This is a genomic window from Pseudomonas viciae, from assembly GCF_004786035.1.
Taxonomy (GTDB): Bacteria; Pseudomonadota; Gammaproteobacteria; order Pseudomonadales; family Pseudomonadaceae; genus Aquipseudomonas; species Aquipseudomonas viciae.
Window position 1 is genome coordinate 4,413,903 of sequence record NZ_CP035088.1, and the last position, 16,179, is coordinate 4,430,081.

Here is a 16,179-nt window from a genome sequence, read left to right on the forward strand (position 1 = left end):
AGCTGCGCTATACCCCTCTAAACAGTTTCATCCGAGTTACATCATTCGGTTTGCGAGGCACGCCAAAAATGGACGTGAGCGTATTTGGTACAGGGTATGTGGGGCTGATCCAGGCCGCTGCGTTAGCCGACGTCGGACACCGGGTCTTGTGCATCGACATCGACCCAAACAAGATCCGGCAGCTACAACAAGCGGTACCGACCATTAGCGAGCCGGGGCTGTCCGGGTTGCTCGAAGACACCATCAAGGCCGGACGTTTGTCGTTCAGTTCCCAAGCCAGCGATGCGGTCAACCATGGCGAACTGATTTTCATCGCCGTCGGCACGCCCGCCGATGAAGACGGCTCCGCCGACCTCAGCCATGTACTGGGCGTCACCCGGCAAATCGCCGATTTCATGGACAGCGATCGCACCCTGATCATCAAGTCCACGGTACCGGTAGGCACGGCCGACAAAGTGGCCGAGTGCGCGCGCCAGGTCCTGGATCGTCGGGGCCTGAAAAAGCTTGCCGTGCGCGTGGTCTCCAACCCCGAATTTCTCAAGGAAGGCAGCGCCCTGGCCGACTGCATGCGCCCGGACCGGATCATCGTCGGCACCGCCGACCCGCTGGCCCGCGACCAGATGACAGAGCTCTACGCGCCCTTTTGCCGCAACCACGAAAAACTGATGTTCATGGACAACCGCAGCGCCGAACTGACCAAGTACGCCGCCAATGCCATGCTCGCCACCCGCATCAGTTTCATGAACGAACTGGCCAACCTCACCGAACGCTTGGGCGCCGACATCGAAGCGGTGCGCAAAGGCATCGGCTCGGACCCGCGCATCGGTTATCACTTCATCTACCCTGGCTGCGGCTTCGGTGGCTCGTGCTTTCCCAAGGACCTGCGCGCCCTGCTGCACACCGCCGAACAGAGCGGCATGCCGCTGCGCCTGCTGCGCAGTGTCACCGACGTCAATGACAGCCAGCGCCACATCCTTTTCGAGAAACTGGCCAAGCAATTCCCCGACGGCCTGGCCGGCAAGTCGATTGCCATCTGGGGCTTGGCGTTCAAACCCAATACCGATGACATGCGCGAAGCGCCCAGCCGCTACCTGATGGAAGCGCTGTGGCGCGAAGGCGCCCGGGTCCAGGCCTACGACCCGGAAGCCATGTCCGAATGCCGCCGTCTCTACGGCTATCGCAAAGACCTGAACCTGTGCGCGACCCGCGATGACACCCTGGAAGATGCCGACGCATTGGTGATCTGCACCGAGTGGAAAAATTTCCGCGTGGTGGACTTCGACCTGCTGGCCAGCAAGCTGCGCGCCCGGATCATCATCGATGGACGCAACCTGTACAACCCCGAACACCTGGCCGCCGCCGGGCTGCTGTATCGCGGCATCGGGCTGCGGCACACCCTGCCAGCGCAAGGGCCGCAAGCGTGAATATCCTGGTGACCGGCGCGGCCGGCTTCATCGGCGCCCATTGCGTGCTGCGCCTGCTGCGCGACGGCCATAGCGTGTGCGGCCTGGACAATTTCAACGGCTACTACGACCCGCAGCTCAAGCACGACCGTGTGGCCTGGGTGAAGGACCAGGTGGGTGAATTCCCCCTCGCGCGGGTGGACCTGACCGACGCGCCGGCGATCGATGCCCTGTTCCAGTTGCACCGCCCCGACGTGGTGATTCACCTCGCCGCCCAGGCCGGTGTTCGCTACTCCCTGGAAAATCCGCGGGCCTATGTCGACAGCAACCTCACAGGGTTCCTGAACATCCTGGAAAGCTGCCGCCGGCATCCGGTCAAGCACCTGATCTATGCCTCCTCAAGCTCCGTGTACGGCGCCAACCAGCGCACGCCTTATTCGGTCCAGGACAACGTGGATCATCCGCTGTCGCTGTACGCGGCAAGCAAAAAAGCCAACGAATTGATGGCCCACAGTTACAGCCATCTGTTCGGCATCCCGTGCACCGGCCTGCGTTTTTTTACCGTGTATGGCCCTTGGGGCCGGCCGGACATGTCGCCGATCCAGTTCGCCCGCGCCATCGCCGAGGGTCGTGTGTTGCAGCTGTTCAACCACGGCGAGCACCAGCGCGACTTCACCTACATCGACGACATCATCGAGAGCATCGCCCGCCTGATCGAACGCCCGCCCCAGGCAACGCCGCACTGGGACCGCGAACAACCGGACCCGGCCACCAGCCCGGCACCTTGGCGGATCTACAACATCGGCGGGCAGCACCCGGTGGCACTGCGCACCTATGTGGCGCTGTTGGAAAAGCACCTGGGCCAAACCGCCCGCATCGAACTGCTGCCCCTGCAACCGGGGGATGTGCTCAACACCTGCGCCGATGCCAGCGACCTGGCCCGGGCCACCGGTTTCCAGCCGCGCGTTGAACTGGACGATGGCCTGGGACGCTTCATCGACTGGTTTCTCGATTACTACGCACTGCCTATCGCCCACACGCCGCTTGCGGCTGAACTTAAGCGGAGGAGCTTATGACCCGACATGAACAAGGCATCCCTGTCAGCACTCGTGGGGGCGACAAGCGCGTCGACCCCGAGCACCGCAGGCGCCTGGACGCCGCCATCCACCGCCAAGGCCGTGGCTGGTTGACCGGTCGCGACGGCGGTCGACCCTGGACAGTCTCGCGCACCAATCGAGTAGTGGCCTGCCTCGGCGCACTGGCGATTCTGCTGCTGCTCTGCCCGCTGCTGCTGGGCCTGGCACTGCTGATCAAGTTCTCCAGCCCGGGGCCCGTGCTGTTCGTGCAGAAACGCACCGGCTATCGCGGCCGCGTCTTCGGCATGTACAAGTTCCGCACCATGGTCGCCGATGCCGAAGCCCTCAAGGAGTCGCTGCGCCACCTCAACAAACACGGCGTCGACGCGATCGACTTCAAGATCGACAACGATCCACGCATCACCCCCATCGGCCGGTTCCTGCGACGAAGCAGCCTCGACGAACTGCCGAACCTGATCAATGTGGTGACCGGCGACATGCGCCTGGTGGGCCCGCGGCCGACCTCGTTCAACGCCTATCGCTACAAGGACAACCATCTTGTGCGCCTGAGCATTTACCCCGGCCTGACCGGCCTGTGGCAGATCTCCGGGCGCAGCAATATCGACTTCGACCAGCGCGTGGAATTGGACCTCAGCTACATCGCTGAACAAAGCCTGTTGTTGGATTTGAAGATCCTGATGATTACCCCCTTCAAAGTTTTCAGCGGCCACGGAGCGAGTTAAATGGACGGTTCGACGAATATCCTGACCATAGCAAGCCCGAGCGAGACCAACCTGACCTCGACCGTGCTCGACCCTTCCCTGCGGATCCTGCTTCTGACGGCCGCCAACACCGGTACCGGAACCAGCACCAGCGCCATGGCACTGGCCGCTCAACTGGCGCAGATGAGCAGTGGCCGCGTGTTGCTGGTGGACGCCAGCCAGTCGCCGCACAACCTCAGCCAGCAACTGTCGTTGCACAAAGAGCGCGGCTTCAGCGACCTGCTGTTCAACAGCCTCACCCCCCCCTTGTTGCAGGACTGCGTGGTGCAGACGTCCAGCCTGCCCTTCGACGTGCTGCCCCACGGCCGCCTGGGCCGCAATGCCGAACGCCTGAACCCCGAGCAACTGCGCCCGTTGTTCAAGCAACTGGCGGCGCAGTACCGCTTTGTGGTGATCGACGCCGACGCGGTGTATTCGGCCAGCGACACCCTGGTCATGAGTACCCAGGTGGACGGCGTAGTGCTGGTGGTTCGCAGTGAGGACACCCGTTGGGAAGTGGCCCAGGCCGCCCGCCAACGCTTGTCCCAGGCCGGTGCGAAAGTGGTGGGCAGCGTGTTCAACCGCCGCAAGTACTACATGCCCAAGTGGCTCTACAACAACCTGTAAGCCTGCAAAAGGATGACGAGATGAACGCCAGAATGCTTGTCCTGCTGTTGCTGCCGCTTGCCGGTTGCTCCAGCACCTCCGATACCCGCTCGATGCCGGTGCAGATCCTCACGGCCGCGCCGGCCAACGCCCAGGCCACCGACATGCCCAAGGTCGAACAGACCCTGCGGCCCCAGGACGTGCTGGATGTGATTTTTCACATCAGTACCACCGGCTCCCAGGCCTATCGGGTGCAGCCAGGAGACCAGGTGGCCCTGAACTTCACCGCCGCCAGCCAGCTCAACGGCACGCAACAGGTGATGCCCGACGGCAGTATCGAACTGCCGGGGGCCAACACCTCGGTGAAAGTCGCCGGCCTGACCACCGACGAAGCCCGCCTGGCGGTACAGCGTGCCTATGACCAGAAAATGCTGTTCCAGCCCAATCGCAACCAGTTGACCGTGCTGGTAACCAGCCCCCTGGCCGGCGAGACGAACCTGAGGAACACCTTGACCCACCCGGGCACCGGCATGAGCCGGGAAATCACCGTGGGCAGGGATGGTTACGCGAGCTTCCCGGAAATCGGTTCCGTGCCGCTGCAAGGCATGACCGTCAATCAGCTGGAAACCTTCCTCAACGAACGCTACGCCAAGCTGCCGGGGCGCATGACCGTCGATGTGCTGCTCAAGTCCACCGCTGGCAACGAGATCTACGTCCTCGGTGAAGTGGCCCAGCCAGGATCGTACCCAATCCGCCGGCCGATCTCGGTGCTCGAGGCCCTGACATTGGCCCGGGGCACGAACGTCAAGGCACGGCTCGACTCGGTGGTGATCATGCGCCGCACCGGCAACCAGGTCGAAGCCCGCCACTACGACGTGGAAAAGGCCCTGAGCGGTGACGCGTCGCAAATTGCCTACCTGCAACCCGAAGACATGCTCTTCGTGCCCAAGACCAAACTCGCCAGCGCCGGCGAACTGGCCAGGCAACTGGCCGACGTGGTGCTGTTCCAGGGCGTGGGGTTCAGCTTCGGCTACCGCGTCGACAACAAAGGCAGCGACAACTGAAATTCAGGTGATCGATCATGAACCCCAAGGAAAACTATTTGCATGAGTTCTTCAGGATCTTCTTCGCCAACAAGCAGTGGGTGAAGCGTGTATTCCTGATCTTCGCCGTGATCGCCCTGGTGCTGCCGTTGATGCTCAAGCAGAGCTTCGATATCACCGCCCAGGTCATCGTACAGTCGAAAAAACTCTCCCAGGGCGACGCCACCACGTCGCTGAACCAGGAAAACGCCACCTTCATTCCACCGTCGCTGGCGGACATGGAAACCGAGAGCAATATCCTGCGCTCGCCCGCGCTGATCCGGCAGACCATCGCCACCCTGCGCGACCAGGGCGAGTACACGCCCAGTCCGGGCATCTTCAACAAGTGGGTAAGCGAACCGCTCAAGCGTTACCTCACAACGCCGCTGCGCGAATACGTCATCAACCCGCTGCGCGATGGCCTGGGGCTGGAGGTCGATCCGGTGCGCGACACGATGCTCGATACGCTGACCGACGAAGCCATCGAGAACCTGAAGATCGAGACCCTGCCCGGCTCCAACGTCATCTCCATCGTCTACAGCTTTGGCGACCCGGCCCAGGGCACCCGGTTCGTGGCGCAACTGCTGCAGAACTACCTCTCCAGCCGCCAGGACCTGCAATCGATCGAGCTGCCGCAAGCCTTCTATGAACAGAAAAAGAGCCAGTACCAGACTCGCCTCGACGGTCTGGAAGGTAACCGGCTGACGCTGCTTGAAGGCGTCGGCTCATCCGACCCCAAGGAAGAAATCACCTTCCGCCTGAACGCAATCAATACCGAAGAGCAGGCCCTGAACCTGTACCAGGATCGCCTGCTGCAAAGCCGGCGCTGGCTCGACTACCTCAAGACCAGCCTGGCGGCGGCGAACAGCTCGCGGTTCAACGACTACACCTTCCCGTTCACCTTCACCACCACCGTGGACAACATTGCCTTCGAAGACCGGGAAATCAGACAACTGGGCGAGCAACTGACCAGCCAGGTCAGCCGCTACATGAATGACCTGGCGATCTTCCAGGCCGGCAGCGAGCCGATGCTGCTGGCTAGGGAGCAGATCGTGCGGACCCGCCAGCAGTTCCTGAAAGTGGTGAACAACCGGATCCAGGAACGCACCACCGACCTGGCGGTTGTCAGCTCGGTGATCAACCAGAAGGTCGAGCGCATCGCGGCGTTCAAGGAACGCATCCATCAGTTGCAGGAAACCCAGAGCAAGCTGCGGCAGATGGACACCGAGATCAATGCCCTGCACGCGGCGTTCTCCACCTATGCCCAACGGTTCGCCGAAAGCAGCACCGCCCGCTCGCTGGACAACGACCTGTCCAACGCCCGGATCCTGAGCCCACCGTTCGAACCGACCGCAGCGGCATTTCCCAAGCCGATGCTGATTATCGCGTTCGGCCTGTTCAGCGGCATGCTGCTGGCGATTGCCCTGGTCTACGTGCGTGAATTCTTCGACCATCGCTTCAAGCATCCGGCACAAATCACCCAACAACTGGATGTGCCCGTGCTGTTGGTGATCAACGAGCAGTCCCCCGACCAGGTCAACCCGCATCGCAACTGGAGCCTGCCCAGCCTTGTCCATTGGGTGCGAAATTGAACGCGCCGTTCGGCCCGACCCACCACAGCAGCCCCCTGTCGATCATTCACTTGCTCGACAGCGGCGGCTTCTACGGGGCCGAGCGGATGTTGCTCGATCATTGCCTGGCCACGCCCGGGCAGCACCAGGTGCTGTTCCTGGCGGCGCCGCCGACCTTGATCACGCGCTTTCGCCAGGCCGGGGTCGATTGCCACCATTGCGCCAGTTGGCCCGAGCTGCTGCAGCACTTGCGCCAACGCCGGGATGAGCGTCCGCTGCTCAACACCCACAACTTCAAGGGGCTGCTGTTCGGCTGGGCGGCGGCGACGCTGCTGCGCCTGCCGCTGGTGATTACCCAGCATGGCTTCACGCCCCGCAGCCCCAAGCAGCGCTTCTACACGTGGTTGAGTTTGCAACTGTGCCGCACCGCCTCGGTCAAGCGGGTGGTCTGCGTGGCCGAAAGCATCGCCGCACTACACCGCCAGGCCAGCGTGCGGGCGGAAAAGCTCGACGTGATCCCCAACGGCCTGCCTGCGGTCAACGCGCCGCTGGCCCATCGCGACGACGGGCAGCGCTGGCGGGTCGGCTACGTCGGCCGTTTGAGCAGCGAGAAGGGTCCGGACCTGTTCCTCGACGCCATGATCCCGCTGTGCCAACGGCACGCATCGCTGCATGCGGTGATGCTCGGCGACGGTCCGGAACGCCAGGCCCTACTCAAGCGCATCACCGAAGCCGGGTTGCCGACGCGCATCGAGCTGCCGGGGTACCAGACCGACATGAACGCCTGGTGGAGTCGTCTCGACGCCCTGGTGATCAGCTCGCGCACCGAAGGCACGCCGATGATTCTGCTCGAAGCCATGCAGGCCGGCGTGCCGGTAGTGGCGTTCGGCGTCGGCGGCATTCCCGACGTGCTGCAGGACCGCCATAACGGCCTGCTCGCCACCCCGACTGACAGCGCCGAACTGGCCCAGCAGATCGAAACACTGTTCAGCGAACCGCCTCTGGCGCGGATCCTGGCCGACAACGCGCGTCGCACCCAACGGGACCGCTACGACCTGCGCACGCTGGCCGAACGCTGGTCGCAGCTTTACATCCGCACGGCTCGGGAGGCTCGTCCATGATTGTCCCGCTTTCGATCGTCAGCCTGCTGGGCCTGGTGTGCCTGGCATTACTGGCCAGCCCTTATCCGTTCCTGGCGCCGGGGGCGGTGCTGGGCCTGGTGGGCGTCGCCGCGCTGTACCGCAAGCCCAGCTGGGGCTTGCTGGGCATTGCCGCGCTGGTGCCGTTCGAAGGCCTGTTCAAGGAGAACGCATTTTCCGGAAGCAAATTCTTCGGCGTGGCGCTGATTCTGATTCTGATGCTGCAGTTGGCCTTGCACCAGATCCCTGGTGCACGCTTGCGCAGCAACATCTGGCGTCCGCTGATCGGCTTCATGCTGCTCTACGGCCTGAGCCTGATGCTGTCGGAAAACTTCGGCCTGTCCACCACGCACTTTCGCGAACTGGCGGTGGGCCTGATTCTGTTCGTGATCACCCTGCTGATCGGTCGCGAATTGAATCTGGACCTGTTCTGCCGCCTGGTGACATTGAGCGTCACCACCACCTGCGTACTGGCGATGTTCTCGGCCAAATACCAGGACCAGGGCCGTGCGTCCGGCCTGCTGGAAGACCCGAACTCCTTTGCCCTGCTGATTGCCTTTACCGTGCCGCTGGCGTTGCTGCTGGTGATACGAGGCCAGACCCTGCTGCACCGGTTGTTCTGGGGCGGCTGTTTCATCCTGCTGCTGGGCGGCATGACCAAGACCGAATCGCGCTCGGGCCTGGTGGTGTTGATGCTCAGCCTGATGATCGGCTTGTATCACTACCGCGCGCAGCTGCCGCGTATCCGGCCGCGGCACCTGGGCTTTGCCATGCTCGGGCTGGCGATTGTGATCCCCCTGGCGATCGCGGTGATGCCGGCCGGCTACGTCGCCCGCATCCAGTCATTGAGCATCCTCAGCGCCGGCGCCAGCGCCCACCAGGATGAATCCCTGGGCCGCCGCGCCTCGTACATCCTGGTCGGCAGCCAGATGATCCGCGAGCATCCGGTGCTGGGCACAGGCCCCGGGACTTTCCCGCTGCACTACGCGCCCACCGGCTACGCCAAGGCGTTCTCGGCCAATCGCAAGTTGGGGGATCTGTATCGCCGGGCCCACAACACCTATTTGGAAATTTTCAGCGAAATTGGCGTCCCGGGCGGGCTGATGTTCGTCGGCATGCTGGGCCTGGGCCTGTACAACCTGCTACGCGCCCGCCAGCTCTGGTTGCAACGCCGGGACTGGGTACAGGCGGACCTGCTGACGCACTTGGGCATGAGCTTCCTGTCGCTGACGCTGTTTTTGATGTTCCTCAGTGCGCCGAACCATAAGTTGCTCTGGATCATGCTCGCCCTCACCAGCGTGTTGCGCTACGACGCCGAACAGGCCGCGCCACAGGAGGCCCGTCCATGAGCCGTGTGAGCATTGTGATCCCGATGTACAACGAGGCTCGACACATCGGCCGCACGTTGCTGGCGGCCCGGGAAGCCGCTCGCCAGGCGCAGCTGGAATGCGAGTTGATCGTGGTGGACAACGGTTCCGACGACCATGGCCCGCGCATCGCCAACGAACTGGGCGCGCGGGTGCTGATCGTGCCAGGCGTGCACATTGGTGCCCTGCGCAACCGTGGCGCCGCCATCGCCCATGGCGAGTGGCTGGCGTTCATCGATGCCGACATCGAAATGCCGGCCGATTGGCTCAAGCTGTTGCTGGAGTTGCAAAGCCAGGGCGATGTACTGGCCCTGGACCTGGACACCCCCAAGCAGGCGCCATGGTTCGCCGAAGCCTGGCAGCGCCGTAGCCAACGTCCGGGCTCACGCCCGCTGCACCGGGTGCAATGGCTGCCCAGCGCCAACCTGTTGCTGCGCCGCTCCTGGTTCGAACAGGTCGGTGGTTTCGACGAAACCCTGCGCACCGGCGAAGACAAGGATTTCTCTCTGCGCCTGCGCCAGGCTGGTGCGCAATTGTTGTTGGTCACCGAAAGCATCGCCCTGCACTGGGGCTTCGAAGGCAGCTGGCGCGAGTGGATGAGCAAGGAACTGTGGCGCCAGGGCAGTCATGTGCAATTGCTGCGCAGCCACGGCCCGAGCCTGCGTCTGCTGCGCTTCCCGGCGTTGTCCGTCGGTATCTGGGGGCTGGATTTATTGGCGCTGCTCGCCCTGCTCCAAGGCCAACCACACCTTGCACTGATGCTGTTGCTGGTTAGCTCGTTGCCGGCCTTGTTTCTCAGCGTGCGCCAGAGCCGGCGCGACCCGCGTTTGACCCTGCAATTGTGGGCCTTGCATGGGGTGCGCCTGCACCTGACCGGCGCGGCGTTGCTGCTCAACCTTTGTCATTGGAACGTCGGGAGGCCTGCCCGTGGCTGAATTCATTTACTGGTCGTGCCTGTTGCTGCCGGTGTACGCCTACCTCGGTTACCCCTTGATGTTGAGCCTGCTGGCGCCACTGTTTCCGATCCGGCGCTACGGCAGTGCATTACCGATGGACGTCAGCATTGTCATTGCCGCCCACAACGAGGCGCGGCACATCGAAGAAAAGCTGCGGACCTTGCTCGCCCAGGACTATCGGGCACAGTCGCTGCAAATCATCCTCGCCAGCGACGGCTCCACCGACGACACGGTGGCCTGCGCGCGCAAGGTGATCGACCCGCGCATCACCGTGCTCGACCTGCCACGCCAGGGCAAGGCGGCCGCCCTCAATGCCGGCGTGGCCCATAGCTGTGGCGAGATCCTGGTGTTCACCGATGCCGACAACCAATGGGCCGTCGATACCCTCGGACACCTGCTGGCGCCACTGGGTGATCCGGAAGTCGGCGCCTGCGCCGGGCACATGGAAATCCCCGTGCCGGGCAAGGGCCTGAGCCTGGGCGACAGCTTGTATCGGCATTACGAAGGCTGGCTGCGTCAAATGGAGAGCCGCACCGACTGCATGGTCTCGGCGGACGGCGCCCTGCTGGCCCTGCGGCGGGAACTGTTCCAGCCGATCCCGGCGCAGGTCAACGATGACTTCTTTCTCAGCACCTGCGCGCCGGCGGCCGGCAAAACCATCGTCTACGCGCCACTGGCCCGGGTCATCGACCAGGGCGTGGACGAGGCCGACAAGCAATTTCGCCGGCGCCAACGGGTCACGGTCGGCGGCCTGCAGAGCCTGGCCCAACGCCGGGAGCTGCTCAATCCCCTGCGTCACGGGCTCTATGCCATCGGGCTGATCAGCCACAAATTGATCCGCCGCCTGGCGCCGGTGCTGCTGCTACCGCTGTTGCTCAGCAATGTGTGGCTGTGGAACGACCATGGGTTCTATCGCCTCAGCCTGGCCGGGCAACTGCTCGGCTACACCATGGCGCTGGCCGGATTGCTGGACGCCGGTCATCGCCTGCCCCGGCCCTTTCGCCTGGCCGCATTCGTACTGGTAACACTGGTGGGCATGAGCATCGGTCTGTGGCAGTTCCTGCGCGGCCAACGCTACAGCCAATGGAATCCGGAACAGAACCGCTAAGGAGAATGGCCGATGTCAATCAAACAGGTCTTCAAGCGCACCGGCGGCTGGCTCTACCTGAACACCTCACTGGGTCGCGGCCCGCTGCGTGGCGCCGGCGTGATCCTGATGCTGCACCGTGTATTGACCAACGACCGGGCAGCCGAACTGCCCCATCGCAACGAGCTGTGCGTGGGACCTGAAGCCTTCGAGCACCTGCTGATCTGGTTGCAACGGTACTTCGAATGCGTGCCGCTGATGAGCCTGTTGCTGGCCGACCCGGAAAGCGTTCCAAACCGTCCGCGGGTGGCCCTGACCTTCGATGACGGCTGGCGCGACAACGCGGTGAATGCGTTTCCCCTGCTGCGCCAATATCAGGTGCCGGCGAGTATTTTCCTGTCCACCGATTTCATCGGCAGCCGCCAGCACTTCTGGTGGGAGAGCATCGGCGAAACCCTGTGGGGCAGCCACGGCCAAGTGGCGCGGCATTCGCTGATCGAGCACTTGCAACACGTCGGCAAGCCCTTGCCGGTGATGCTCGATGACTTGGACGTCGAGCGCCGCAGCCTGTCGCTGCTGCACTACCTGCAAAGCCTCAAGACCCTCGAACCCCAGGTGTTGAGCGACCTCACCCAAGCCTGCCCGCCCGGTTCCCAGCCCCAGGCCCTGAACTGGTCCCAGGTGCGCATGCTGGAAGACTCCGGGCTGATCCGCTTCGGTCCCCATGGCGCCAGCCACGCGATTCTCACCGGGCTGGATGACCAGCGCCTGCACGAAGAACTGACCCGCAGCCGGACCGCCCTGGAAAACGGCTGCGCCCAACCACTGCCGGTGTATTGCTACCCCAACGGCGATAACGACGAGCGGGTGCGCCAGTTCGTCGCGGCCCACGGTTATGCGTTCGGCCTGGGCACCGAGACCGGGCTGTATCGCCACGACGGCGATCCATTGAACCTGCCGCGCTTCGGCGTCAGCCAGCGCAATGCCCAACATCCTGAATTGCTGGCCTGGCGCATTCGCCGAGGGACACACCCATGAGCCGCGCTCATTACCTCAAACACCTGCTGCTGAGCATGGGCACGCGCCTGGCGATGATCGGCCTGCGCCTGCTTCGCAACGTATTGCTGGCACGGATTCTGGGGCCCAGTGAGCGCGGGTTGTTTGCACTGCTCAGCACCCTGCCGGACCTGATCAGCGCCGCCACCAGCGGTGGCCTGAATTCCGCCGTGGGTTATCAGGCGGCGCAGCAGCGTTCGATGGGTTTATTGCTCAGCCAGGTACTGGTCTTTGGCTGCCTGTTGGCCGGGTTGCTGACAATCGTGGTGGTGGCACTGGCGCGCGAGTTCGGCGCGCAACTGGACATCACCACGCAATTGGGATTGCTGGCCTGGTTGCTGTTGCTGGCCGTGCCGTTGACCGTGCTCAAGAGCGGCCTGTTGACGCTGCACAACGCTTCCGGCGGCGTGGGTGCCTTCAATGCCTTGCGCCTGATGGAGTCCCTGGCCCCCCTGGTGCTGTTCCTGGCGTTGTTCTGGTTGTGGAAAGACGCGGCCCTGGAAGCGGCGCTGATCAGTTGGCTGGCGGGCCTGAGCCTGGTGGTGCTGGCCGGTTGGGTCTGGCTGCGGCGGGGCCAGGACGTCACCTTGCAATGGGATCGCGCCGGTCAGAACGAGCTGCTGCGCTACGGCGCCCGCAGTCATCCGGACCTGCTGTTCCAGCAGGTGATGCTGCGCTCGGATTACTTGTTCATCGGAGCCCTGTTGGGCAGCACGGCACTGGGTCACTACGCCATGGCCAGCGCCGCCGCCGAGCTGCTGTTGATCGTGCCGGAAGCCGTGACCACGCCGCTGATGAAACGCCTGCTGCAGCAGGACCGCGACATGCAGCGCCTGACGCCCCTGGCCCTGCGCCTGACCGCCACGGTGATGCTCGGCGCCTGCCTGGGCATGGCGCTGATCGGTGAATGGCTGATCGTCACCTTGTTCGGCGTTGCCTACCAGCCGGCTTACCCGGCCTTGCTCGCCTTGCTGCCGGGGCTGTTCGGGCTGTGCTATGCGAGCATCCTGCGCCTGGACCTGCTGGGAAAAGATCGGCCCGGCACGGTGTCGCTGCTGATGGGGGTGGGCGCATTGTTGAACCTGGCGCTGAACCTGATCCTGATTCCACGCTATGGCATCGTCGGGGCCGCCGCGGCGTCTTCGATTGCCTACCTGGGCGTGACCCTGGCGCTGCTGACGATATATTGCCGTCTGAGCGGCGTGGCGCTGTGGCAGACGCTGATCATCCTGCCCAGTGATTTGCTGCCGATGCGCCAGATGCTGATGGGAAAATCGGCATGAGTTTTTTCGTCCCTCCATCTGCCATCGCGAGCAGGCTCGCTCCCACAGGGTTTAGCGATGTCCCTGTGGGAGCGGGCTTGCTCGCGAAAGCGCTGGGTCAGCTTGCAGTGATGTTGGATCTGACACCCTCTTCGCGAGCACGCCCGCTCCCACATATTGCCTCGTGCCTGTGTCTTTGGTTTTTGGCATCTTCAGCCCAGGGCGCGTCCATGGCCTGGACCGGTATCCGCGACGGCAGCCTGTACCTGCAGACCGACCGGCCGGACAGCCTGACCGTGCGCTGGGTGCCGGCCTGGCAGGCCGACGCCAATACAGAACACCTGTACCTGCTCAACGGTCAGGGCCACCTGGTGGGTGAGCGTTTGATCAAGGCAGACCAGGAACGTGGCGAGCAGCAATGGCCGTTGCTACCTGGGGCCGCCAGTTATCGACTGGAGATTCCCGGCTACAGCTTCCGCCGCTACGCCATCGAGCACGATGCCCGCACCCGGGCCCTGTTCTCCCCGGCCAAGGTGCACTTCAGTGCCGAAGCCCACGACGGTGATGAGTTGTATTTCAAAGTGCAGCCCGGTGAACAGGCGGTGTTGGCGGGCAAGTTCCACGGCGGCGTGCGCGGCCTGCAAGCCCGACGCGTGGGCGACAACAAAGAGCTAACGCTGGCCCTCAAACCGTACCGTGCCTATTGGCAATTCGATCAAGTGGCCCTGCCCGTCGCCAACGTCGAGCAAATCTGGCGCCTGCACTTGCAGGGCAATGGCAAGGTCGCGTTCTGGCTGGACGGCACCGCGAACCTGTTCGCCCAGACCCCGGCGCAACTGCAACCGCTGCGCCAGGACCCAGGGCAGGTCCGCCTGACCCTTGTCAACAATGTCCTCGGACCGACACCCAAACTGGGGATTTCCCTGCCCTACGTCATGCCGCCGCCGTCCAGTTACGCCGTCATCGAGGCGCTCAAACCCCAGTCGGCGACTTACTACAGCCTGGTGGATATCACCGCCGGCAAACCGGACTACGAAGATCGTTTCCGGCGCCTGTACCAGGACCGCTTCGGCATCACCCGGGACATCACCCTGCTGGCCGGCAGCCAACGCCAGGCCGACCTGCGAGCCGACCGGATCAGCATGAGTGGCTTGCAGGCCTGGCTCCAATCGACCCGCGCCATGGGCGGCAAAGGCCTGCACTACCTCAGCTTCGCCGATGAGCCGAACCTCAACTACGCCGACTTCGCCAGCTACCAGCAACTGTTCGAGAGCATGGCCGACCAGGTCCGCGCCAATCCCGCCAACGCCCGCGCCGGGGTGCGCATCGCCATCCCGGCCAGCTCGCGGTTCACCAATGGCCCCTTGGCCGAAAACGCTGCTGACAAGCGCGGCATCGACTGGGCGCAGCGCTTGCTGGCCAAATTCGGCGACCAGGTCGACGCCCTGGCCTGGCATGAATGGATGATCCGCGATCTGCTGGCTACCCGGGTCTACCGCAACAGCGTGCGCCGGGCCGCCGACCTGGTGGGCCTGGATAACAACGGGCGACCGCGCAAGGCTTTGCTACTGGACCAGACCAATATATCCAGCGGCTCGAGCCTGAGCCCCTACGATCAAGAAACCCACTACGCCGCCCTGTGGTGGACCTCCGTGGTGATCAACGCCTCTGCGGATGGCCTGTTGGACATGCTCAACTGGTTCCAGTCCGCCGACGAGCCGGAGTACCCGAAAGGCATGGTCCGCGTGCTGGAAAACCAGCGCTTCGAACTCAAGCCGGTGGGCCTGGCCCAGCAGTTCATCCAGCAGCATTGGCTCGACCAGGTACTGCGCCTGGATAACGACGCCTTTGAAGTCGACGTGCTGGCCATGGCCAGCGATGCCAGGCGCACCCTGTTGGGCGTGAACAAAAGCACGCGCCCACAACAGGTCAGCCTGGATGGCGCGTTCTGTCCCCAGGTGAACGCCGAGCTGGTGTATTTCGGCCCCGACAACCGCAGCCAAAGCGCCGCCTTCAATTGCGAGGCCGGACAGATCCGTTTTCTCTTGCCCGGGGAAACCCTGTTTGCCCTGAGTTGGACCGCATCCTCTTCTCCCCAACCTGCCACCCATCAGGAGGCACCATGAACGTTCTGCAAAAACTGCGTGATCGCATCCAGAAGAAAGGCCTGCGCGCCGTGCTCAAACAACTGCTGCGCCGCTACCTGTTTTCCCATTCTGAACTGGTGTGGCTGGAGCACGATGTGCGGACCCCGCTACCGCCGCATAACCTCAAGCCCTACCCACCGATGCGCCTGGAGTTCATCACGACCAGCAATGCCGACGCTTTTGCCCGGCATTTCGGCGACCGCGTCGAAACCATGCGCGAGCTGGCAGCCGAAGGCTACACAGGTTTGATGTACCTGGATGACCAGGGCGACACAGTCGGTTTCGCCTGGGGCAGTATGCGAGACTATTTCGACCGCCATTTCTATGGCTGCACGTTCCCGATCAGCCCCGGCGAGTACTTTCAGTTCGGCGGCGAGATGATCCGTGCCTACTGGGGCTCCGCGATGTCGGCGGACATGCAGCTGGAGGTGTGGAAAGTCATGGCGGGCAAAGGTTGCAACATGATGGTCGATGTCTGCGACTTGCAAAACATCCCGGCGATCAAAATGCACCTGCGCATGGGCTTCCAGGAACGCGGCAAGATCACCCACGTCTATCGTTTGTTCGGTCGCTGGCGGTTTTTCCGCGACACGTTCTACCGCGACTCAGTACTGGACGGCTTTCGTAAACCGGCTCAGCCGGTTACATCGACTGCGGCTGCCTGAC

14 protein-coding genes are annotated in these 16,179 nt (G+C 63.5%); all 14 read left to right on the top strand.

All coding sequences use genetic code 11. The features are described from left to right. Window positions 1–68 precede the first annotated feature (68 nt). The 14 genes from EPZ47_RS19150 (at window position 69) to EPZ47_RS19215 (ending at window position 16,178) form a co-directional block, all read left to right on the top strand. Window positions 69–1,424, top strand: coding sequence for a UDP-glucose dehydrogenase family protein (locus EPZ47_RS19150; protein WP_135846242.1), 1,356 nt, complete (start codon window positions 69–71; stop codon window positions 1,422–1,424). Beyond that, window positions 1,421–2,479, top strand: coding sequence for an NAD-dependent epimerase (locus EPZ47_RS19155; RefSeq protein WP_135846243.1), 1,059 nt, complete (start codon window positions 1,421–1,423; stop codon window positions 2,477–2,479). The genes EPZ47_RS19150 and EPZ47_RS19155 overlap by 4 nt, the downstream gene beginning before the upstream one ends. After that, window positions 2,476–3,222: a sugar transferase gene (locus EPZ47_RS19160; RefSeq protein WP_135846244.1), complete on the top strand. Its 747-nt coding sequence runs from the start codon at window positions 2,476–2,478 to the stop codon at window positions 3,220–3,222. The genes EPZ47_RS19155 and EPZ47_RS19160 overlap by 4 nt, the downstream gene beginning before the upstream one ends. Next, window positions 3,223–3,867 carry a CpsD/CapB family tyrosine-protein kinase gene (locus EPZ47_RS19165; protein ID WP_135846245.1) on the top strand — a complete coding sequence of 215 codons (645 nt, stop codon included), beginning with the start codon at window positions 3,223–3,225 and terminating at the stop codon, window positions 3,865–3,867. A gap of 20 nt (window positions 3,868–3,887) precedes the next feature. Beyond that, window positions 3,888–4,910 carry a polysaccharide biosynthesis/export family protein gene (locus tag EPZ47_RS19170; RefSeq protein ID WP_135846246.1) on the top strand — a complete coding sequence of 341 codons (1,023 nt, stop codon included), beginning with the start codon at window positions 3,888–3,890 and terminating at the stop codon, window positions 4,908–4,910. Between the two features lie 17 nt (window positions 4,911–4,927). Further along, entirely contained in the window at window positions 4,928–6,520 is a 1,593-nt protein-coding gene (locus EPZ47_RS19175) for a GumC family protein (protein ID WP_135846247.1), read from the top strand. Continuing rightward, window positions 6,517–7,620, top strand: coding sequence for a glycosyltransferase family 4 protein (locus EPZ47_RS19180; protein ID WP_135846248.1), 1,104 nt, complete (start codon window positions 6,517–6,519; stop codon window positions 7,618–7,620). Before EPZ47_RS19175 ends, EPZ47_RS19180 begins: the two co-directional genes overlap by 4 nt. Then, entirely contained in the window at window positions 7,617–8,987 is a 1,371-nt protein-coding gene (locus EPZ47_RS19185) for an O-antigen ligase family protein (RefSeq protein WP_135846249.1), read from the top strand. The genes EPZ47_RS19180 and EPZ47_RS19185 overlap by 4 nt, the downstream gene beginning before the upstream one ends. Continuing rightward, window positions 8,984–9,940, top strand: a complete 957-nt coding sequence (locus tag EPZ47_RS19190) for a glycosyltransferase (protein ID WP_135846250.1) — start codon at window positions 8,984–8,986, stop codon at window positions 9,938–9,940. The genes EPZ47_RS19185 and EPZ47_RS19190 overlap by 4 nt, the downstream gene beginning before the upstream one ends. Then, entirely contained in the window at window positions 9,933–11,069 is a 1,137-nt protein-coding gene (locus EPZ47_RS19195) for a glycosyltransferase family 2 protein (protein WP_135846251.1), read from the top strand. Before EPZ47_RS19190 ends, EPZ47_RS19195 begins: the two co-directional genes overlap by 8 nt. 12 nt (window positions 11,070–11,081) lie before the next feature. Then, window positions 11,082–12,086, top strand: coding sequence for a polysaccharide deacetylase family protein (locus EPZ47_RS19200; protein WP_135846252.1), 1,005 nt, complete (start codon window positions 11,082–11,084; stop codon window positions 12,084–12,086). After that, on the top strand, window positions 12,083–13,387 hold the full coding sequence (locus EPZ47_RS19205; protein WP_135846253.1) for a lipopolysaccharide biosynthesis protein: 1,305 nt from the start codon (window positions 12,083–12,085) through the stop codon (window positions 13,385–13,387). The genes EPZ47_RS19200 and EPZ47_RS19205 overlap by 4 nt, the downstream gene beginning before the upstream one ends. Window positions 13,388–13,596: 209 nt before the next feature. Continuing rightward, window positions 13,597–15,492 (top strand): hypothetical protein, encoded by a 1,896-nt coding sequence (locus EPZ47_RS19210; protein ID WP_135846254.1) that lies wholly within the window; start codon window positions 13,597–13,599, stop codon window positions 15,490–15,492. Beyond that, a complete protein-coding gene (locus tag EPZ47_RS19215) occupies window positions 15,489–16,178 on the top strand; it encodes a GNAT family N-acetyltransferase (protein WP_135846255.1) in 690 nt (229 codons plus the stop codon). The genes EPZ47_RS19210 and EPZ47_RS19215 overlap by 4 nt, the downstream gene beginning before the upstream one ends. The last annotated feature ends 1 nt before the right edge of the window (window position 16,179 follow it).